Genomic DNA, 20,948 nt, shown 5'->3' on the forward strand with positions numbered 1-20,948 from the left:
TGTTCTTCCCCACGCTGCAATGGCTGACCGAAACCTTTGGTACACCGCAGATGGGCCGCATCCTGCATCCTTTCTTTGGCGTGCTGATCTTTATCGCGCTGATGTTTATGTTCTTCCGCTTTGTGAAGCACAACATCCCCGAGAAAGAGGACTTGCCGTGGGTCAAGGGCATCGTGGAAGTGCTGAAGGGCAATGAGCATAAGGTCGCTGACGTCGGCAAATATAATGCCGGCCAGAAAATGATGTTCTGGAGCATCATGAGCATGATTTTCGTGCTGTTGGTCACCGGTATTATCATTTGGCGCCCTTATTTCGCCCACAACTTCCCGATCCCGGTGATCCGCTATGCGCTGTTGATCCACGCCGCCTCGGCGATCGTGCTGATCCACGCCATTCTGATCCATATGTATATGGCATTCTGGGTGAAGGGTTCGATCAAAGGCATGATTGAAGGCAAGGTCAGCCGCCGCTGGGCGAAGAAGCATCACCCACGCTGGTACCGTAAGGTCGAGGCTGAGGAGCAAAAAGACGAGCAGTAACCCGTTGAAATTCGCCCCTTCGCATGAGGGGGCGACAATCTCCTCAAGTTACCACTGAACCCTCAAAGATCTGCTGCATGCTTTCGATCAGGCTCAGCAATTCACTATTGGCTCCAGGCTTCCATAATGCCACCATCGGGTGCATCAACCCCTGTTTCCCCAAATCCGTATCGAGCCGCTCTACCTGCGGCAAGTGCTGCATTTTCAGATGAGTTGGCAGGAATGCCCATCCCAGCCCGGCGGTTAACAACGTTTGCAGCAAAGCCGGTTCATTGACGACCTGAATGCGATCGGCGATTTGCAGGCGTTTTGCCATCGGCTCGGGCAGGTCATTAAAGGGAATGAGTTGGGTGCTTGACGCTAGCGACAGCAAGGTGACCGGGCTGCCAACGGGGAAAAAACCCTCGCGAGCATAAACGGCCAGCTCAATCGCCCCCAAGGCTCGCCATTTAAACTTTTCGCCAATCGAGCGGTTTATCGCCTGATAAACGCCTATATCCGCCACATCGTCTGCTAACGCCTGCTCACCCTCACCACGCTCCATCATCAGCAAATCAAGCTGAATACCACGCTGGCCCAGAAACATCGCCAGTTCAGTTAAAAAAGCGCGCGGAGTAAAAGGGTCATAGCACAGCGTCAGTTTCTGCCGCACCTGCTGCGGAATATGTTGAGCCAACAGGCTAAGGGCCTCTGCCTCCTGCAAAAACAGCCGTGCTTGCCGGTAAAGGCGTTGGCCTGCCTCGGTCAGTTGCAACGGGCGGGTACGGCGATCGCACAGTGAATAACCGAGATCCAACTCCAGATTTTCGATCAGTTCACTGACGGTGGTGCGATCCTTCCCCAAGCGCTTGGCCGCCTGGGTCAGATTGCCGGTTTCACAAACGCTGGCGAAAGCTTCAATCTGCGCCAACGAAAAACCTATCTTCCCCATCTCTCCTCCACAAAATTGCGGGGGATTTCCCCCCGGTTATCCACTCTACGATATGAGTTCGCGGGCTTACCATTAGTTTGTTCACCTCATTCAGGTAAGGAAAAACCATGAAAAAGTTCACACACAGCGTATCAGCCCTTCTGGTCGGTGCTGCACTCAGCGCCAGCCTGGCAACCGGGGCGCAAGCCTGCACCCGTGCCTTTATGAATATGTACCCGGGCTATATGGTCAGCGCCCGCAATCTGGATTTCTTCGGGCCGGTAGATCCCTCACTGGTGATCACGCCACGCGGTATTGCGCATAACGGCGGGGATGCGAAGAACGCCGCCCAATGGCAAACCCACTACGGTAGCGTCGTGGTTTACGCCGATGGTGTGTTCCCAATGGACGGTATGAATGAAAAGGGGCTGGCGGGCCATACGCTGTTTTATATGAATGGCAGCCAGGTGCAGCAGGACAATCTGAACAAGCCGGTGATCGAAAGCCGCGCCTGGTTGAGCTATATCCTGGATAACTACGCTACCGTTGATGAGGCGGTTAAAGCCATCCGCAGTGATGTACGCCTGGCCGCCGCCCATATGCCGATCGATTACGCTTCGGATACCAAACACATCGCGATCGAAGACGTTAGCGGCGATTCGGCCATCGTCGAGATCGATAACGGCAAAGTGAATATCTATCACGACAAAAATTATCGGGTGATGACCAATCCCCCTTCTTACGATAAACAACTCCAGAACCTGGCCAAGTATCAGAACGCCAAACGCAGCGAGATCCCTGGTGGCTTGGAAGCGGATGAGCGCCTGGTGCGCGCCAGCTATGATTTGAAAAACCTGCCGCAGCCGGACAATAAAAACCAGGCGCAGGGCTTCATCTTATCGGTGCTCAATAACGTGGCTTATCCGCTCGGTTCACCGGCAGAGCCAAGCGAACAACAGGTCACCGACATGTATGCCAAATACAGCAAGCGCCCGGACCAGAACAAAGGCATCGGGACTTACTGGACGGCGATTGCGGATCTGAGCCATGCGGAGTATCACTTCAAGTCGGCCTTTGCCGCCTCGCAGGTTTGGGTGCCGCTGCATGACATCAACTTCAGCCAAGGGCAACCGGTGCGTAAGATCGCCCATCTTAACGACTATGCCCAACAGGGTTGGGAAGGTAACGTGCTGGCCCAGGCGAAATAGAACTGGTTCACAACGTAGGGCGCAGCATGCGGCGCCCTACGGTCGAATATGTTAGCCCCCTACACATTCAACAAGATTGCCATTTGGTCAACAATCGCCTAACTCCCCATGTTTTATGGGGAAAATTTCACGATCAAACGCTGCTGGCCGCCGATGGCCAGCAATAATCTGAACGCATAACTCTCGCCCAAAGTATTTTGTTCTAATCGTCATGCAGGGTAATGAAAGGCACCACGGGCTGTGGCTAAATAGCGTTTTCCTAGCCGGTATGCCGTTCGGATTGTTTATGTCGCAAATTTTGCAATTTATTTTAGCCTTGGTGGTGATTGTCGTTCTCGCGTTATTGGTCAGTAATGACCGCAAGAAAATCCGCCCACGTTATATTATTCAGTTGCTGGTGATTGAAGCCGCACTGGCCTATTTCTTCCTGCATTCAGCCAGCGGACTGGGCGTTATCAAGCACGTGGCCGATTTCTTTGCCATCCTGCTGGCCTTTGCAGCACAAGGCTCCGACTTTGTTTTCGGCGGTATGAGCAACCAAGGGCTGGCCTTTATCTTCCTCGGCGTGTTGTGCCCGATTATCTTTATCTCTGCGCTGATCGGCATTTTGCAGCACTTGCGCATCTTGCCGTTGGTGATCCGCGTCGTGGGCACCTTGCTTTCCAAAGTGAACGGCATGGGCAAACTGGAGTCTTTCAACGCCGTCAGCACTTTGGTGCTGGGCCAGTCGGAAAACTTTATTGCCTACAAAGGCATTATTGCGGATATCTCCCCACGCCGGATGTACACCATGGCAGCCACCGCGATGTCGACGGTTTCGATGTCGATCGTGGGTGCCTATATGGCGATGATCGACGCACAATACGTAGTGGCCGCGTTAATCCTCAACATGTTCAGCACCTTTATCATTCTCTCGATCATCAACCCTTATCAGGTGGACGACGAGCCGGAACTCAAGCTGAATAAACTGCATGAAGAGCAGAGCTTCTTTGAAATGCTGGGGGAATATATTCTCGCGGGTTTTAAAATTGCGATGATCATTGCCGCTATGCTAATCGGCTTTATCGCCCTGATCGCCGCCGTGAACGCCATTTTTGCCGCCATTTTTGGCATCAGCTTCCAGCAGATCCTGGGCTACGTGTTCTATCCGCTAGCCTGGCTAATCGGCATTCCGGCACCTGATGCGCTGCGCGCTGGCAGCATCATGGCTACCAAGCTGGTCGCCAATGAGTTTGTGGCGATGATTGAACTGAAAAAAATTGCGGCAGAGCTGTCCCCCCGTGGTTTGGGTATTCTCTCGGTGTTCCTGGTGTCCTTCGCCAACTTTGCTTCCATCGGCATTGTTGCCGGGGCCATCAAGGGGTTAAACGAACGCCAGGGCAACGTGGTTTCTCGCTTCGGCCTGAAGCTGGTTTACGGCTCCACGCTGGTCAGCCTGCTTTCGGCAGCGGTTGCCGGGCTGGTGTTGTAAAAACGATAGCCCGGCTTGTTGCAGCTACGGCAAGCCGGGAATTCATTAAAACGCAACGCACACCGGCGCATCGACACGCATCACCGAGTCTTGGGCAAATTGTTGTTTATAGCGGGTGCGCAGCGCCTCAATGTTTTGCTCACTGGCCGCATCAAGGCTATGGATCAACATCAACGCCTTGCTGTTTTCCCGTGCCAGCTTGCCATCGTTCCCCAACCATTGCCCTTTGGCATCAAATACCGATAACCCATCTTTAAAACGCGGGGTTACCTGTTGATCGACAAAGGTCTGCCATTCTGCTGCCGTAATGACCGGCCCTGCCGGGCGATTCAAGCCAAAATAGAGCGTGGTTTGGGTCATTGGTTCGCCGGTGCTGCACGTTGCTGCCGGTTTCAGCGGTGAGGCCTTTTGCACTGGCGCTACGCAGCCGCTCAACAGCAAGGTTATGGCGACGGCGGCCGCCAATATCGCGGTATTTTTCATCTCGCTTTAATAGTCCTTAAATAATCATCAACAGACACTAACGACAAATTTCTAATGCGTTTTAAAAATCACAAGTAGCAATAGAGACTAACAGTAAGCAAAAATCACCCATTTAGCATTAGGTAAAGTAATTCGAAAGCGACACCAACAAAAAAACTCAGTGGTGCGTTGCCACCAGGCTCGTTACCCTCCGGCGTTGACACTCTAGCCCTCAGACCCTGTGAATCCCCCTATGTTACTGAGCATTCTTTATATCATCGGCATCACCGCAGAAGCCATGACCGGCGCGTTAGCCGCAGGCCGCCGCCAAATGGATTTGTTTGGCGTGATTTTTATCGCTTCTGCTACCGCCATTGGCGGGGGCTCGGTGCGTGATATGCTGCTTGGGCACTTCCCACTGAGCTGGGTAAAACACCCTGAGTATATTGTTATCATAGCCATAGCGGCAATTATCACCACCTGGATGGCACCGCTGATGCGCCACCTGCGCCATCTGTTCCTGGTGTTGGACGCCATTGGGTTGATAGTTTTCTCGATCATCGGCGCGCAGGTGGCTCTGGATATGGGCCATGCCCCACTGATTGCGGCCATTGCCGCCGTGATCACCGGCGTATTCGGCGGCGTGCTGCGTGATATGTTCTGCAACCGTATCCCGCTGGTTTTCCAGAAGGAAATCTATGCCGGCATCGCCTTTGCCGCTGCCTGGCTGTATATCGGCCTGCAACACCTTAGCTTGCCGCATAACATGGTGATTATTATTACGCTGGTTGCTGGCCTCAGCGCTCGCCTGCTCGCACTGCGCTTTCGTCTTGGCTTGCCGGTGTTTAACTATCAGCACCCCGACCATTAATCTGCGAACGCATCGCCAGGCGTTTCGGCACGATCGGGAACTACATCAAAACCGCTAATGTTGTGCCGCTGCAAGGTTTTTACCAGTGCCAGAAAGGCAGGATTGTGCAAAAATTCCTGCACTTTTCTGGCCTTTTGCGCACCAATACCAGCAAGTTCCTGCCACTGTGCTGACGTCATCTGCTGTACCTGCGGCCAATTTTGCAACGTGGCCGACTGCAATGGCGAAATGGGTACGCCGAGGGCGATCGGCCAACGCTCGAAAGGTTGCCGCTGCGCCAGCCGAAATTGGCGATAAAGGGCCTGCGCACGCTTCGCCCCCAGGCTGGGGACCGCGCTGAGCTGTTCCGGGGTTAATTCCAACCAATCCAGCAGGTCATTCACCAATCCCTGATCGATCAGCGCCTGCCAGCCGGCTTTATTCAGCCCGGTGATGTTCAGCCCATTGGAACTACTCAACCAAACCAGCCGTGCCAGAAACTGCTGGCGACACCCAGGCTGTAAGGTAAAACAGCTCAGCGCATGAAAATCCGCCGGTTTTGGTGCAAGCGGTGCTGCCCTGGTAACCGCACGCCAGACCACCTGTTTCAAATGCGGGATGCCATGCCCCATCAGGCTAATCGCAATATGATCGCCAGGTACGATGTCCCATTTTTGCCACAAGGCCAGCGAGCCCACGTTAACCCGCCGGATCCATTTATCGTCCATACGTACCGGATCCAGGCGTAGCACCACGGCAATTTTGCCGGTGCGACCAATGGCAAATTCAACATCCGTGACTCTGGCCACTTGCTGGGCTGGGGGATATTTCCAGGCGACCGCCCAGTCATTGGGTTTAGCCTGCCAGTAGCGCCCCTGAGGTTTTTGCCCTTGGTGGATCACCACGCCATCGGTGACAAACGGCAAAGGGCCGTTGTACCAAGCTGCCCGCCACTGCTCCACCTCCGCCAACGTGGTGACCGGTTGTGAATATTGCTGCGGCAGCGCAAAACCCATGGCGGCAAGCTGTTGCAGGCGTTCGGCCATGGCCGGGGGACCATCGGGCCACGCCCAGACAAACAGGCCAAGCTGCTTAAGTTGCACGGTGGACGTATTACGCATCAGCATCCCGGCAACCTTGGAGCGGGCATTGATCCCTCCTTGAGCTTGCTGATGATGATCGTTCACCATCAGAAACAGCTCCCCTTGCAGTACCAAATTGGCCGTAGACTCCGGTAAAACGTGGGGAATAGCGGGGATCGCTTTCACCTTTTCCAACCAGTTTTCACCCTTCTGCCCATCTCCCCGGCTAATAGCGTTCACCAATACGCCTTGCCGGTAGACCAAAGTGACCGCAACACCGTCAACCTTGGGTTGCACCCACAGATCGTGGCGGCCCTGCATCCATTGCTCTACGGCACGCGAGTTGCGCAGTTTACGCAACCCCGTTTGCGCTACCGGATGTGGTACCTTGCCCGCTGGCAATGGCCGCGTTCCGTCTTCTACCGCACCGACACAACGCCGCCAATCTTGCAGTTGCTGCAGCAGGCTGTCGTAGAGCTCATCGTCGATCGGGCTGTTGCCCAAGCGATAATAAGCCTCATCCCATCGCCCCAGTTGATCATCCAGCGCCGTAATTTCCACCTGTAAGCGCTCTGATGACCAAGCTGGACAACCTGCCCATGCCAAGGAGCTACACAGCAATCCCACCGCCACCAGCGCCCGGTAAATACCTCTCCACATTAGAGCACCTCCTTACCTCCCGACAGTAAATACTCGATCGCCTTTGCTGGCTAACGCCAAAAACCGGAGGTGCGAAACGCTTCCCAAAAAGAATGCACATTTGCTGAAAACGGCAAAAATCCCCAGATCCGCCGCACAAATTGACTTTTCCCCACTGTTTTTAGCAGAAAGCTGCGGCCAAAATGCGAGCTAACGCTGCATACCGCCCGTTAGCCGTGTATACTGTGCGGAGAATTTACACATCCGCTGTCACTGACTTATCAACCGCTACCAACGAACATCATCATGGCTCAAGGCACGCTTTATATTGTCTCTGCCCCAAGTGGCGCAGGGAAATCAAGCCTGATTCAGGCTTTGTTAAAAACGCAACCGCTGTACGACACGCAGGTTTCGGTTTCACACACCACGCGCGATAGCCGCCCGGGTGAAAATCACGGCGAACACTACTTTTTCGTCCCCAAAGACGAATTCCGCCGTATGATTGAGCAGGATGCGTTTCTTGAGCACGCAGAAGTGTTCGGCAACTATTACGGCACGTCCCGCGCGGCCATCGAGCAAGTACTGTCGACCGGCGTTGACGTCTTCCTGGATATCGACTGGCAGGGCGCACAGCAGATCCGTGCCAAAATGCCCCAGGCGCGCAGCATCTTTATTCTGCCGCCGTCGAAGGAAGAGCTTGGCCGCCGCCTGCGTGGCCGTGGGCAAGATGCAGACGAAGTGATCGCCAAGCGCATGGCGCAGGCCGTCGCGGAGATGACGCATTTCGCGGAGTATGATTATTTAATCGTGAATGACGATTTTGATCTGGCCTTGTCCGATCTGAAGACCATTATTCGCGCCGAACGCTTGCGTTTGGGCCGTCAAATGCTGCGGCATGATGCTTTAATCAGCAAACTATTGGCAGACTGAAGACAGTTTCAGTATTATGCCCAGTCTTTTCGTCACCTGTGGAGTAGCACAAATATGGCACGCGTAACTGTTCAAGACGCTGTAGAGAAAATTGGTAACCGTTTTGACCTGGTGTTGGTCGCTGCTCGTCGGGCACGTCAAATCCAGACCGGTGGTAAGGATGCACTGGTACCTGAAGAGAATGATAAGTACACCGTTATCGCTCTGCGCGAAATCGAAGAAGGCCTGATCAACAGCCAGATCCTCGATGTTCGTGAGCGCCAGGAGCAGCAAGAGCAGGAAGCCGCAGAGATCCAGGCGGTTACCGCGATTGCTGAAGGTCGTCGTTAATTAGACTGTGAGTCTGCCTTGTACCTGTTTGAAAGCCTGAATCTGCTGATTCAACGTTACTTGCCTGAGGAGCAGATTAAGCGCCTCAAACAGGCATACCTCGTTGCACGTGACGCTCACGAGGGACAGACACGCTCCAGCGGTGAGCCCTACATTACTCACCCGGTCGCCGTGGCCTGTATTCTGGCGGAGATGCGTCTCGATCATGAGACGCTGATGGCAGCCCTGCTGCATGACGTCATCGAAGACACCCCGGCCACCTATCAGGATATGGAACAACTGTTTGGCAAAAGCGTTGCCGAACTGGTTGAGGGCGTATCCAAGCTAGACAAATTAAAATTCCAGGATAAGAAAGAAGCGCAGGCGGAGAACTTCCGCAAGATGATCATGGCGATGGTGCAGGATATCCGCGTCGTGCTGATCAAGCTGGCAGACCGCACCCACAATATGCGAACGCTTGGCTCGCTGCGCCCGGACAAACGGCGGCGTATCGCCCGTGAAACCCTGGAAATTTATAGCCCACTGGCCCACCGCCTGGGTATTCATCATCTGAAAACCGAGCTGGAAGAGCTGGGTTTTGAAGCGCTTTACCCGAACCGCTACCGCGTCATCAAAGAAGTGGTGAAAGCCGCGCGCGGTAACCGTAAGGAGATGATCCAGAAAATCCTCTCCGAGATCGAAGGGCGTCTGACCGAAGCGGGTATCCCCTGCCGCGTCAGCGGGCGGGAAAAGCACCTCTATTCCATCTACTGCAAGATGCACCTGAAAGAACAGCGCTTCCATTCCATTATGGATATTTACGCGTTCCGGGTGATCGTCAAGGAAGTGGATACCTGCTACCGGGTGCTGGGCCAGGCACACAGCCTGTATAAGCCGCGCCCGGGCCGGGTAAAAGATTATATCGCCATTCCCAAGGCTAACGGCTATCAATCGCTGCATACTTCACTGATCGGCCCGCACGGCGTGCCGGTTGAGGTACAGATCCGTACCGAAGATATGGATCAGATGGCCGAAATGGGGGTTGCCGCGCACTGGGCCTATAAAGAAAAGGAACAGGGCGAAACCGGCACCACCGCACAGATCCGCGCCCAGCGCTGGATGCAGAGCCTGCTGGAGCTGCAACAAAGCGCCGGTAGCTCGTTTGAATTTATTGAAAGCGTAAAATCCGATCTGTTCCCCGATGAGATTTACGTTTTCACCCCGGAAGGGCGCATTGTCGAGCTGCCAGCCGGTGCCACACCGGTCGACTTTGCCTACGCCGTGCATACCGATATCGGCCATGCCTGCGTTGGCGCACGTGTCGATCGCCAGCCCCATCCTCTGTCACAAGCCTTGGCCAGTGGCCAGACGGTAGAGATCATCACCGCTCCGGGTGCCCGGCCAAATGCCGCCTGGTTGAACTTTGTTGTGAGCTCCAAAGCCCGCGCCAAAATCCGCCAGATGCTGAAAAACCTCAAGCGCGATGATTCCGTCAGCCTGGGCCGCCGTTTGCTCAACCATGCGCTCGGGGGCAGCCGTAAACTTTCGGAAGTGCCGCCAGAGAATATCCAGCATGAGCTGGACCGCATGAAGCTGGCCACGCTGGACGATCTGCTGGCAGAAATCGGCCTCGGTAACGCCATGAGCGTGGTAGTCGCGAAGAACCTGCAGGGCGATCAGTCCAGCCTGGGCTCCTCAAACGGCGTGCGCAACCTGGCCATCAAAGGCGCCGATGGCGTCCTGATCACCTTTGCCAAGTGTTGCCGCCCAATTCCAGGCGACCCGATTATTGCCCATGTCAGCCCGGGCAAAGGCCTGGTGGTTCACCATGAATCCTGTCGTAATATCCGCGGCTACCAGAAAGAGCCAGAGAAATTCATGGCGGTCGAGTGGGATATGGAAACCGAGCAGGAGTTCATTGCGGAAATCAAAGTGGACATGTTCAACCATCAGGGTGCGTTGGCCAATCTCACGGCGGCGATCAACGCGGCCGAATCGAATATTCAGAGCCTGAATACCGAAGAGAAAGATGGCCGGGTCTACAGCGCCTTTATCCGCCTGACCACCCGCGATCGCATCCACCTGGCAAATATTATGCGTAAGATCCGTATCATGCCGGACGTGATCAAAGTTAACCGTAACCGAAACTAGCGCCTATGAGCCCCGAACGCTATGCGCGGATTTGTGAAATGCTGGCTACCCGGCAGCCCGATCTGACGATCTGCCTGGAACAGGTTCACAAACCGCATAACGTCTCCGCGATTATCCGTACCGCCGATGCCGTCGGCGTACATCAGGTGCATGCCGTGTGGCCTACCCCACGCATGCGTACCCTGGTCTCCTCCGCTGCGGGCAGCAATAGCTGGGTGAGCGTCAAAACCCACCCCACCATCGCCGAAGCGGTCACGCATCTGAAAGGCCAAGGGATGCAGATCCTGGCAACTCACCTTTCTGCCCGCGCCGTCGATTTTCGCGAAATAGACTATACCCGCCCCGCCTGCATACTGCTGGGGCAGGAAAAAACCGGCATCACCGAAGAGGCGCTAGCCTTGGCCGATCAGGACATCATCATTCCGATGATCGGTATGGTTCAGTCGCTGAATGTCTCTGTCGCTGCGGCACTGATCCTGTATGAGGCCCAACGCCAGCGGCAAAACGCCGGAATGTATCGCCGCGATCTCAGCGCGTTAGATGAGCAGGAACAGCAACGTCTGCTGTTTGAAGGCGGTTACCCGGTGTTAGCCAACGTGGCCAAACGTAAAAAACTGCCGCGCCCGCAGATTGACGATCAAGGCCAAGTGGTTGCGGACGCCGAATGGTGGGCTGCCATGCAGGCAACGACGGTACGCCGATGAAAGGCCGCCTGCTGGATGCCGTCCCACTCACTACACTTTCCGGGGTTGGAGCCAGCCAAGCGGGGAAACTGGCCAAAATCGGCCTGAATACCATCCAGGATCTGCTGCTGCACCTCCCGTTGCGTTACGAAGACCGTACCCGCCTCTACCCAATCAACGATCTGCTGCCAGGCATTTTTGCCACGGTGGAAGGGGAAGTGCTGCGCAGCGATATCAGCTTTGGCCGCCGCCGCATGCTGATCTGCCAGATCAGTGACGGCACCGGCATCCTGACCATGCGCTTCTTCAACTTCAACGCGGCGATGAAGAACAGCCTGGCAACCGGCCGCCGCGTAACGGCCTATGGCGAAGTCAAACGCGGTACCCACGGCGCAGAAATCATCCATCCGGAATACCGTGTCCAGGGGGAAAACAGCGAGGTCGAGCTGCAAGAGGCGCTGACGCCAGTGTATCCCACCACCGAAGGGATCCGCCAAGCCACACTGCGCAAATTGACCGATCAGGCGCTGGAGTTGCTGGATACCTGTGCCATTGCCGAGCTGCTGCCACCGGAATTAAGCGGCGGTTTGATGAGCCTGCCGCAGGCGCTGCATATGCTGCACCGTCCGCCGCCGGATATCCAACTGGTCGATTTGGAACAGGGCAAGCATCCGGCACAAAAACGCCTGATCCTTGAAGAGCTGTTGGCGCATAACCTCAGCATGTTGGCCGTCCGCGCTGGTGCACAAAGCTACCGGGCATTATCGCTAACGCCTGACGATCGGCTGAAAAACCGCTTCCTGGCCCAGCTCCCCTTCTCGCCTACCGGTGCTCAGACTAGGGTTGTGGCAGATATTGAAGCGGATCTGCAAAAAGGTTTCCCAATGATGCGCCTGGTGCAAGGCGACGTCGGCTCAGGTAAAACCCTGGTTGCTGCCCTTGCTGCACTACGTGTCATTGCTCACGGTAAACAGGTGGCGCTGATGGCCCCCACAGAATTACTCGCCGAACAACACGCCAATAACTTCCGCCAGTGGTTTGAACCCTTGGGGATTGAGGTGGGTTGGTTGGCCGGCAAGCAAAAGGGCAAAGCACGCCTCGCCCAGCAGGAAGCTATTGCCAGCGGCCAGGTGTCGATGGTGGTCGGGACACACGCCATTTTCCAAGAGCAGGTGCAGTTTAATGGACTGGCCCTGGTGATTATCGATGAACAACACCGCTTTGGCGTGCATCAGCGGCTGGCGCTGTGGGAGAAAGGCGAAGAACAAGGGTTCCATGCCCATCAGTTGATCATGACCGCCACGCCAATCCCACGCACGCTGGCGATGACCGCCTACGCCGATCTGGACACCTCGGTGATCGATGAATTGCCGCCGGGCCGTACGCCGGTGACAACGGTGGCGATCCCCGATACGCGCCGGGCCGATATTATCCAGCGGGTGAAAAGCGCCTGTATCGAAGAAGGCCGTCAGGCGTATTGGGTCTGCACGCTGATCGAAGAGTCGGATTTGCTGGAAGCCCAGGCCGCAGAAGCAACCTGGGAAGAGTTGAAGATTGCGCTGCCGGAACTGAAGGTGGCGCTGGTACATGGCCGCATGAAATCAGCGGAGAAACAGGCGGTGATGCAGGCCTTCAAGCAGGGCGAACTGCAATTGCTGGTAGCCACCACGGTAATTGAAGTGGGGGTGGACGTACCGAACGCCAGCCTGATGATTATCGAAAACCCGGAGCGGCTTGGTCTTGCTCAGCTGCACCAGCTACGTGGCCGGGTTGGCCGTGGTGCGGTAGCCTCTCATTGCGTGCTGTTGTATAAAACCCCGCTAAGCAAAACCGCCCAAAAACGCCTGCAGGTACTGCGGGACAGTAACGATGGCTTTGTGATTGCCCAGCAAGATTTGGAAATCCGTGGGCCGGGTGAGCTATTGGGGACACGCCAAACCGGCAGTGCAGAATTTAAAGTGGCCGATTTGTTGCGCGATCAGGCCATGATCCCCGAAGTTCAGCGCGTAGCTCGCCATATTCACCAGCAGTATCCGCAGCATGCACATGCACTGATTGAGCGCTGGCTGCCGGAAACCGCTCGCTACTCCAACGCCTAATCAATCTGCCCCTCTTTTCACCAAGAGGGGCTATCATCACTTAGCCGATCGCCGGGAACAACGGCAGCATCAGGTACAGCTTAATCACGATGGCGTTAGCGATATCGATAAAGAACGCGCCCACCATCGGCACCACCAAAAATGCCAGATGCGAAGGACCGAAACGATCGGTGATCGCCTGCATGTTGGCAATAGCCGTTGGCGTAGCCCCCATGCCAAAACCGCAGTGACCGGCCGCCAGCACGGCAGCATCGTAGTTTTTACCCATTACGCGATATGTCACGAAGATGGCATACAGCGCCATGAACAGCGTCTGCACCGCCAGGATCGCCAACATCGGCAAGGCCAGTGAAGCCAACTCCCACAGGCGCAGGCTCATCAACGCCATCGCCAGGAACAGCGACAGGCTCACGTTACCTAACACGGAGACCGCCCGCTCAAACACCTGGTAAAAACCGGTAGCCGACAGGGTATTGCTGAGGATCACACCCACAAACAATACGCAGACAAAGGTCGGCAGTTCGAAGGCGGTGCCATTCAATAACCCGGCAATAAAGTTACCGATGCTCAGGCAGATGGCGATCATGGCGATGGTTTCGATCATCACCAGCGAGGTGATCAGGCGGCCACTTTCCGGCTTCTCAAAGCCGCTCGGCTGCACGCTGTCATCCGGTGTACCTTCCGGCGTTGAAGAGTGTTTCACCAGATAGCGGGCCACCGGGCCACCAATCAGGCCGCCCAGCACCAAACCAAAGGTGGCACAGGCCATCGCCACTTCGGTGGCATTCTCAAATCCGTAGCGCTCAATGAACACCTTGCTCCAGGCCGCCCCGGTGCCATGCCCGCCCGAAAGCGTAATCGAACCCGCAATCAGCCCCATTAACGGATCCAGCCCCAGCATTTTCGCCATGCCGATACCAATAGCATTCTGTACCAGCAACAGGCCCAGCACCACGAACAGGAACACGACCAACGCCTTGCCCCCCGCTCGCAGGCGCGCCAGGTTGGCATTCAGGCCGATAGTGGCGAAGAAGGCCAGCATCAGTGGGTCTTTCAGCGACATATCAAAGCCGATTTCCCAGTTAACCGTTTTCTTCAAAACCAAGAGCAGGACCGCCACCAGTAAACCACCGGCAACGGGAGCAGGAATTGTATATTTTCTCAGCAGAGGAATGGAGCGCACGCATTTGCCCCCAAGCAGCAGAACCAGCGTGGCGGCAACTAAAGTGCCGTAAGTATCGAGATGAAACATCTAGCTACTCCGTGTAGTAATAAAATCCAATAAATTAATAAGTTATAAAATTTACTCAGTTTTTTAACTTGATGAAGGGTGGATTAAAAGTAAAAACGGCTAATAACACAAGAAAAAATGAACGAAAATGCGACATTAAGGGGTTCAGCATCGTGCAAAATATTAATGCGCAACCGTTTGCTTTTGTGAAGCAGATCATTAAAATGCCTTCTTTGCCGCCTTTGGGAATGCCACACCATGTCCAGCCAAACCGCCGAGCTTGATGCCGCGCAAAAAGCATCAGCCCCCGTTTCACACAATAGTGAACTGATTTACCGCCTGGAAGATCGCCCGCCGTTGCCGCAAACGCTGTTTGCCGCCAGCCAGCATTTGCTGGCGATGTTTGTCGCCGTGATCACCCCGGCCCTGTTGATCTGCCAGGCGCTTGGTCTGCCAGCGCAGGATACGCAGCACATCATCAGCATGTCGTTGTTCGCTTCCGGTCTGGCCTCGATCCTGCAAATCAAAACCTGGGGCCCGGTGGGATCTGGCCTGCTGTCCATTCAGGGCACCAGCTTCAACTTTGTCTCACCGCTGATTATGGGCGGGCTGGCGCTGAAAAACGGCGGCGCAGACGTGCCCACCATGATGGCTGCGCTGTTTGGCACCTTGATGGTCGCCTCTTGTACCGAAATCCTGCTGTCGCGCGTGCTGCACCTGGCGCGCCGCATCATTACCCCGCTGGTCTCCGGCATTGTAGTGATGATTATCGGCCTGTCGCTGATCCAGGTCGGGCTGACCTCTATCGGCGGCGGTTATGCGGCGATGAGCGATCACACCTTCGGCTCGCCCAAGAATCTGCTGCTGGCAGGCGCGGTGCTGGTAGTGATTATTCTGCTTAACCGCCAGCGTAACCCTTACCTACGCGTCGCTTCGTTAGTGATTGCCATGGCCGTGGGTTATCTGTTGGCCTGGGCCATGGGTATGCTGCCGGAAACCGAGCCGGCCACCCAAACGACCTTGATCACCGTTCCTACCCCGCTGTATTACGGCCTGGGTTTTGACTGGAACCTGTTGCTGCCGCTGATGCTGATCTTTATGGTCACGTCGCTGGAAACCATCGGTGATATCACCGCCACCTCCGACGTTTCTGAACAGCCGGTCAGCGGCCCACTGTATATGAAGCGCCTGAAGGGCGGCGTGCTGGCCAACGGCCTGAACTCAATGCTATCGGCGGTGTTCAACACCTTCCCGAACTCCTGCTTTGGCCAGAATAACGGGGTGATCCAGCTGACAGGGGTTGCCAGCCGCTACGTCGGTTTTGTGGTGGCACTGATGCTGATCCTGCTGGGGCTGTTCCCGGCCGTTGCCGGTTTTGTGCAACACATTCCTGAGCCGGTGCTGGGCGGCGCGACCATCGTGATGTTCGGTACCATCGCAGCCTCCGGCGTGCGTATCGTTTCCCGCGAGAAGTTAAACCGCCGCGCCATCATGATTATGGCGCTGTCGCTGGCCGTCGGTATGGGGGTTTCCCAACAGCCGCTGATCTTGCAGTTTGCACCGGACTGGCTGAAAACCCTGCTTTCTTCCGGTATCGCCGCCGGTGGTATCACCGCCATTGTGCTGAACCTGCTGTTCCCGCCAGAAGAAAAATAAGCGCTCCCCGCAGCAAACCAACGGCCATTGGCGAAACGCTACTGGCCGTTTTTTTATTGTCTTTCAGGCCATTGCCCTTGAGCTGGCGGGCTAATTGCGGCATAAACAGGGTATCTTTTCTGTCCGCTACGGATCCACACGATGAAATTTATCGGAAAACTATTGATCACGTTGCTGCTGCTGATAGTGCTGGCCATTGTGCTGCTCTACGTAGTGGGGCAAACCCGCTGGGCCGCAGGCTGGTTGAGTCACTGGATCAGCGATCGTGGTGATTACCAACTGTCGGTAGAAAAAATAACGCATTCGTGGAGCAAACCAGGGCAGCTCAGCCTGGAGGGCGTAACCCTCGCCCGTGCCAACCAACCGCAGCTCTTGGCGGCCAAGCAGGTCGATATGGCTTTCAGCCTGCGGCAAATTACCGAGCCACGCTATTTCGATAGCATCACGCTACGCGACGGCACTCTCAACGTTCAGCCTTTGCAGGGCGCGCCGCTGCCAATACAGGCCGATGTGCTGCAACTGAGCAATATGGCACTGCAATCCAACGATGAGAGCTGGCAGCTTAACGCGCAGAAGGTCAATGCCGGGATCAACCCGTGGCAGCCAACGGCAGGCCATTTGCTCGGGGATAACAATCAGTTCCAGTTCAGCGCCGGTTCGATGGTGGTCAACGGTATTCCGGCCTCGCAGGTGTTGATCCAGGGCGAAATCAAACAAAACCAGCTGATATTGAGCGACTTTGGTGCCGATCTGGCACAAGGCGATCTGACCGGGGTAGCAAGCCGAGCTGCCGATGGCAGTTGGTTGGTTGAACGGTTGCGGCTGAGCAACGTCCGCCTGCAAGTACCAATGACGCTAGAACAGTTCTGGGGTCGCTTCACGGCGTTGCCACCCATTACGTTGAAACGCTTTGATCTGATTAACGCCCGCCTTGAAGGTAACGCCTGGGCGGCGAACGATCTCGATTTGTCGATGCAAAATATCACCTTCCAGCAGGGGGATTGGAGCAGTCAGGATGGCGCAATCAACTTCACCGCCGACGACCTGATCAATGGCAATTTCCATCTGATCGACCCAATTATGGATATGCAGCTCTCGCCAGCCGGTATTGCCATTGGCCAGTTCAGCACCCGTTGGGAAGGTGGATTGCTGCGTACCACCGGCAACTGGCTGCGCGCCAATAAGCGCCTGCAACTAGATGAGGTGGCAGTCTCTGCGTTGGAGTACACCTTGCCTAGCAACTGGCGTGAACTCTGGTTACAGCCGCTGCCAAGCTGGCTGGCGGAGGTGTACGTCGCCAAGATGAACACCAACCGTAACCTGATCATCGATATCAACCCGGATTTCCCCTTCCAGCTCACCTCGCTGGATGGTAACGGCAGCAACCTGCTGTTGGCCAGTGACCATCAGTGGGGGATTGGGTCCGGCTCGCTGAAACTCAACGCCGGCGGTGCCACCTTTAACAAGATCGACGTGCGCCGCCCTTCGCTGGCGTTGGATGCAGATGCACAGCAGATCAACGTTACCGAGCTGAGCGCCTTTATGCCCGATGGCCTGTTGGATGCCAAGGCCAACGTCAGCCAACTGCCTGGTAAACCGTTCACCCTGTCCCTTAATGGACGTTCGGTACCTGTGAATACCTTGCAACAATGGGGTTGGCAGCATGTACCGCTGGAGGGTGATGGTAATCTGCAGTTGCAGCTGAAGGGATTACTCAATAGTGATGGGCCGTTTAAGGCGTCTTTGCGGGGCCAGTTACAGGCTACCAGCAAGGATGGGCAGACTCTGGAGCAGCAGGTGCCGTGATCAGAAGGGTTTGACAGGCGAACCTTCAGATTGATAACAAAGTGGCAATGTTGCTGAATTTGTAGAGGTACATATTCAACGACTGATGCTCTGAACGGGCGTTGCATGCGGCGCCCGTTGTCTATTTAGAGGGCCGGATGAGGTTTGTCAGTAGCCTGAGGGGGCTAACTTTTGCTGTATCTGCCAGCTATTTTCCGCGATGTATGCAGTACCCGCAGGATACGAACAGAGGTGTTCTCAACCACATAGACGATGATAAACGGGAACCGCGGAACTACTAGTTTGCGTTGTTTCTCTACGCTTCCAGCTTTCGTACCTGCCAGCGGGTTTTCCCGCAGGATATCAACCATGCTGGCGAATCTATCATCTGTAGCGCTGGCTACCAGAACGCCAGCTTCCTGGTACAGATAGAGGAAGATCGCTTCCCTGTCCGCCCGCGCCTGCTTTTCCCACTCAACGGCTGTTATCACAGTTCGCCTCGTGCTGCCTTCGCTTTCAGTTCATCCATATGATTTTCCATTTCATCATTGCTGATAAAGTCACTTTCACCGCTATCATAGCGACTGAACGCAGCCATTATCTGCTGCTCCAACCAGCCTTCATGTTCACTGTTCTGGTAGCGGCGTTCCTCTGCAGCCAGTTCTTCCGCCCGTTGCCGCATAACTTCTGTCAGACTCGTTTTCTGTCTTTCTGCGGCCTGCATCGCTAGACGCTTGGTTTCTTCATCTATTCTGAAGTGGATGGTGCTCATTATCATTCCGCCTGCGTGGTGTCATTTGTGTTGTCATTATGCATGCTAGATTTTGAGCTGTCATCCTCAGATACTAATCGTTCGACCAAGCCTTCGGTTTAGAGTAGGACGGCTAATTTATAAAATTTATTGCTAATATATTCAATTTGTTAACTGTAAAAATCTCATTAATGCGAAGCACATCCAAACATACGCAAAGAGTCACCACACAATCATTAAATTCGCTCAGTAAAACACCTTATAGTGTTTTATTACTTATTCAGGAGGATAAGTTACAGTATGAAGAACATACATAACTGATGGTGCATAACGATAGGTTTCCCTAGCCAGCTTTTACTACTCTAATTAAGGCAAAATACCTGACACAACAGCAGCCGAACTGAGAAAGAAACAACAATGACACTACCAACCGCTGAATTACCGAGCACATTCAGATAAACCACCTTAATGATTTTGCGTCATTCTAACGACAGGATCCTGCATCAGAAAATCAAGAGATCGTAACTTTGCTGGACTTCGAGGCATCGTAATTGGAATAAATCTCAGAGTGAGACGGGGTAATATTCTGCAACTATTTTAATTACCTCAATTTATTTTATGCATAAAAATCAAATAGTTAATTATGATAAATAGGCGAGTTTTTTCTGATTAAAGAACAATCGGCAGTTGTGCCCACTTTAAACGACAGATTAAGTCATCAATTAGACCCAACCCGTTAAGTGGGCGCTGCATGTGCAGACCCACCTGGATAAGTACCCTGTTTGCCAGCCCACACAGCTTGATACTCAGTTCGCTATCGCCTCTGAGCCGCCCTTGTCCAACGGCTCTTCCGGTTCGGCTGGCAGCACCATATAGGTCCCCTCAAACACCGCCCCTTTGTCGTCGTCACCGAATAAATGCACTTCTGCCTGCACCCGCGCCCGGCGGCCACGCGCCAAACGGGCCAGATCGCCACTCAATGAGCTCAGATCGGCAACGGCTCTCGGCCTGCCGGTGATCGGTTTGCTGTAGCGAATATGGGCGTCCGCCAGAATAATCGTGCCGCCCAGGTGGCGCTCACGTAGCAGCAGCCAGATCAACCCCCAAGCGGTCAGCGTTGCCAAGGAGAACAGGCTACCGGCAAACAGCGTATGGTGCGGATTCTGATTGCCCACTTCCGGCATGGTGGTAACAAAGCGTTGGCCGGTATATTGGCTGATGCGCACCCCCATTTTTTCACTAAGCGGGATATGTTCATACCAGGCTTGCTGCAACTGCCCGCACCAGTCGGGGCGATGCAGAATATCGTCCAGCGTGGCCACGGGTTTGATCATCAGGTAATGGCGGATCGGCGTGGTTTGCGGCGCAGTGATTTCGCCCTGGTTGATAAAGCCCAGCTTGGCAAAGAAGTCCACCGCATCCTCACGGGCGCTACACACTACCCGCTTTACCCCTTCCTGGCGCGCTACCGACTCCAGGGTCATCGCCACCAGCGTGCCAAGGCCTTTGTCCTGCACCGTGGGATCAACCGCCAGGAAGCGGATAGCGGCTTCATTATCGGCATTGATATACAGGCGACCAATCGCCACTATCCGGCCATTCTCATCCACCACCATTTGATGGTGCGCCATGGCGTCGTAGGCATCCTTTTCCGAACCCACCGGCTGGTGTAATGGCTTGCGCAGCATCTCCCAGCGAAACTGGTAATACTCTTTCAGTTCTTGTTCTGTAACGGGTACTCGTAGGTGATACATAGACGCCTTCTCTTGTGATCTTTAAACCTGCAGCCAGAACGTCACCGGGCCATCGTTCACCAATGCCACCTGCATATCGGCGGCAAACTCACCGGTCTGGGTTTCAATACCACGTTCCTGGCACTGCTCAACAAAATAGCGGTATAGCCGATCGGCCTCCTGCGGCACCGCACCGCGCGAAAAGCTCGGCCGCATGCCTTTCTGGGTATCGGCCACCAGGGTGAACTGCGACACCACCAGCAGGCTACCGCCAGCCTGCTGAACGTTGAGATTCATCTTGTCATCCTCATCGCCGAAGATGCGATACCCCAGCACCCGCTCACACAGGCGTTGGGCTTTTTGCTCGTTATCGTCCTGCTCGACGCCCAATAACACTAACAAACCGGGGCCAATCTTGCCTACCGTCTTACCTTCTACCGTAACGCTGGCGTTTAATAC

General features: G+C 54.9%; 19 protein-coding genes. 11 read left to right on the forward strand and 8 right to left on the reverse strand.

Annotated elements, in window-relative coordinates; translation table 11 throughout:
• Positions 1–539, forward strand: a 539-nt coding sequence (gene fdnI / locus ACLQ7H_RS23920; RefSeq protein ID WP_411754819.1) for a formate dehydrogenase-N subunit gamma, incomplete at its 5' end; no start/stop codon positions are given.
• 43 nt (positions 540–582) lie between these two features.
• Here fdnI and ACLQ7H_RS23925 read toward each other — a convergent pair.
• Positions 583–1,470 (reverse strand): LysR family transcriptional regulator, encoded by an 888-nt coding sequence (locus ACLQ7H_RS23925; protein WP_411754820.1) that lies wholly within the window; start codon positions 1,468–1,470, stop codon positions 583–585.
• Between the two features lie 107 nt (positions 1,471–1,577).
• Here ACLQ7H_RS23925 and ACLQ7H_RS23930 point away from each other — a divergent pair, with 107 nt between their 5' ends.
• Positions 1,578–2,657 carry a linear amide C-N hydrolase gene (locus tag ACLQ7H_RS23930; protein ID WP_411754821.1) on the forward strand — a complete coding sequence of 360 codons (1,080 nt, stop codon included), beginning with the start codon at positions 1,578–1,580 and terminating at the stop codon, positions 2,655–2,657.
• 286 nt (positions 2,658–2,943) lie between these two features.
• Complete coding sequence (locus tag ACLQ7H_RS23935) at positions 2,944–4,128, forward strand: NupC/NupG family nucleoside CNT transporter (protein ID WP_411754822.1); 1,185 nt, start codon at positions 2,944–2,946, stop codon at positions 4,126–4,128.
• A gap of 45 nt (positions 4,129–4,173) precedes the next feature.
• Here ACLQ7H_RS23935 and ACLQ7H_RS23940 read toward each other — a convergent pair whose 3' ends face one another.
• Positions 4,174–4,611, reverse strand: coding sequence for a DUF3574 domain-containing protein (locus ACLQ7H_RS23940; protein WP_411754823.1), 438 nt, complete (start codon positions 4,609–4,611; stop codon positions 4,174–4,176).
• A 232-nt stretch (positions 4,612–4,843) separates the two neighbouring features.
• Between ACLQ7H_RS23940 and ACLQ7H_RS23945 the strand changes: the two genes are divergently transcribed.
• On the forward strand, positions 4,844–5,461 hold the full coding sequence (locus tag ACLQ7H_RS23945; protein WP_025121295.1) for a trimeric intracellular cation channel family protein: 618 nt from the start codon (positions 4,844–4,846) through the stop codon (positions 5,459–5,461).
• On the opposite strand, the gene ligB is transcribed toward ACLQ7H_RS23945, so the two are convergent.
• Positions 5,458–7,182, reverse strand: coding sequence for an NAD-dependent DNA ligase LigB (gene ligB, locus ACLQ7H_RS23950; RefSeq protein WP_411754824.1), 1,725 nt, complete (start codon positions 7,180–7,182; stop codon positions 5,458–5,460). The genes ACLQ7H_RS23945 and ligB overlap by 4 nt on opposite strands.
• Positions 7,183–7,467: 285 nt before the next feature.
• On the opposite strand from ligB, the gene gmk reads away from it, so the two are divergent.
• Genes gmk through recG form a run of 5 tightly spaced genes read left to right on the forward strand, consistent with a single transcriptional unit; the run spans position 7,468 to position 13,333 of the window.
• Entirely contained in the window at positions 7,468–8,091 is a 624-nt protein-coding gene (gene gmk / locus ACLQ7H_RS23955; protein WP_411754825.1) for a guanylate kinase, read from the forward strand.
• A gap of 54 nt (positions 8,092–8,145) precedes the next feature.
• Positions 8,146–8,421, forward strand: a complete 276-nt coding sequence (gene rpoZ / locus ACLQ7H_RS23960) for a DNA-directed RNA polymerase subunit omega (protein WP_024482945.1) — start codon at positions 8,146–8,148, stop codon at positions 8,419–8,421.
• 18 nt (positions 8,422–8,439) lie between these two features.
• Entirely contained in the window at positions 8,440–10,551 is a 2,112-nt protein-coding gene (gene spoT, locus ACLQ7H_RS23965; protein ID WP_025121292.1) for a bifunctional GTP diphosphokinase/guanosine-3',5'-bis pyrophosphate 3'-pyrophosphohydrolase, read from the forward strand.
• Between the two features lie 5 nt (positions 10,552–10,556).
• The gene (gene trmH, locus ACLQ7H_RS23970) at positions 10,557–11,255 is read left to right on the forward strand and encodes a tRNA (guanosine(18)-2'-O)-methyltransferase TrmH (RefSeq protein ID WP_411754826.1); all 699 of its coding nucleotides are present in this window, start codon (positions 10,557–10,559) and stop codon (positions 11,253–11,255) included.
• Positions 11,252–13,333 carry an ATP-dependent DNA helicase RecG gene (recG, locus tag ACLQ7H_RS23975; RefSeq protein WP_411754833.1) on the forward strand — a complete coding sequence of 694 codons (2,082 nt, stop codon included), beginning with the start codon at positions 11,252–11,254 and terminating at the stop codon, positions 13,331–13,333. The genes trmH and recG overlap by 4 nt, the downstream gene beginning before the upstream one ends.
• A gap of 40 nt (positions 13,334–13,373) precedes the next feature.
• On the opposite strand, the gene gltS is transcribed toward recG, so the two are convergent.
• Positions 13,374–14,585, reverse strand: coding sequence for a sodium/glutamate symporter (gene gltS, locus ACLQ7H_RS23980; RefSeq protein ID WP_411754827.1), 1,212 nt, complete (start codon positions 14,583–14,585; stop codon positions 13,374–13,376).
• Positions 14,586–14,822: 237 nt separating this feature from the next.
• Here gltS and ACLQ7H_RS23985 point away from each other — a divergent pair, with 237 nt between their 5' ends.
• Together ACLQ7H_RS23985 and ACLQ7H_RS23990 are read left to right on the forward strand one after the other, a co-directional pair.
• A complete protein-coding gene (locus ACLQ7H_RS23985) occupies positions 14,823–16,220 on the forward strand; it encodes a nucleobase:cation symporter-2 family protein (RefSeq protein ID WP_411754828.1) in 1,398 nt (465 codons plus the stop codon).
• Positions 16,221–16,361: 141 nt separating this feature from the next.
• On the forward strand, positions 16,362–18,026 hold the full coding sequence (locus ACLQ7H_RS23990) for an AsmA family protein (protein WP_411754829.1): 1,665 nt from the start codon (positions 16,362–16,364) through the stop codon (positions 18,024–18,026).
• A gap of 164 nt (positions 18,027–18,190) precedes the next feature.
• On the opposite strand, the gene ACLQ7H_RS23995 is transcribed toward ACLQ7H_RS23990, so the two are convergent.
• The 4 genes from ACLQ7H_RS23995 to dtd form a co-directional block, all read right to left on the reverse strand.
• The gene (locus ACLQ7H_RS23995) at positions 18,191–18,496 is read right to left on the reverse strand and encodes a type II toxin-antitoxin system RelE/ParE family toxin (protein ID WP_411754830.1); all 306 of its coding nucleotides are present in this window, start codon (positions 18,494–18,496) and stop codon (positions 18,191–18,193) included.
• Positions 18,493–18,777, reverse strand: a complete 285-nt coding sequence (locus ACLQ7H_RS24000; RefSeq protein ID WP_166733703.1) for a damage-inducible protein J — start codon at positions 18,775–18,777, stop codon at positions 18,493–18,495. The genes ACLQ7H_RS23995 and ACLQ7H_RS24000 overlap by 4 nt, the downstream gene beginning before the upstream one ends.
• A 785-nt stretch (positions 18,778–19,562) precedes the next feature.
• Positions 19,563–20,510 carry a fatty acid biosynthesis protein FabY gene (gene fabY, locus ACLQ7H_RS24005; protein ID WP_411754831.1) on the reverse strand — a complete coding sequence of 316 codons (948 nt, stop codon included), beginning with the start codon at positions 20,508–20,510 and terminating at the stop codon, positions 19,563–19,565.
• 21 nt (positions 20,511–20,531) lie between these two features.
• On the reverse strand, positions 20,532–20,948 hold a 417-nt coding region (dtd, locus tag ACLQ7H_RS24010), incomplete at its 5' end, for a D-aminoacyl-tRNA deacylase (RefSeq protein ID WP_411754832.1).

The organism is Serratia sp. (in: enterobacteria) (genome assembly GCF_046715635.1).
GTDB lineage: Bacteria > Pseudomonadota > Gammaproteobacteria > Enterobacterales > Enterobacteriaceae > Chania.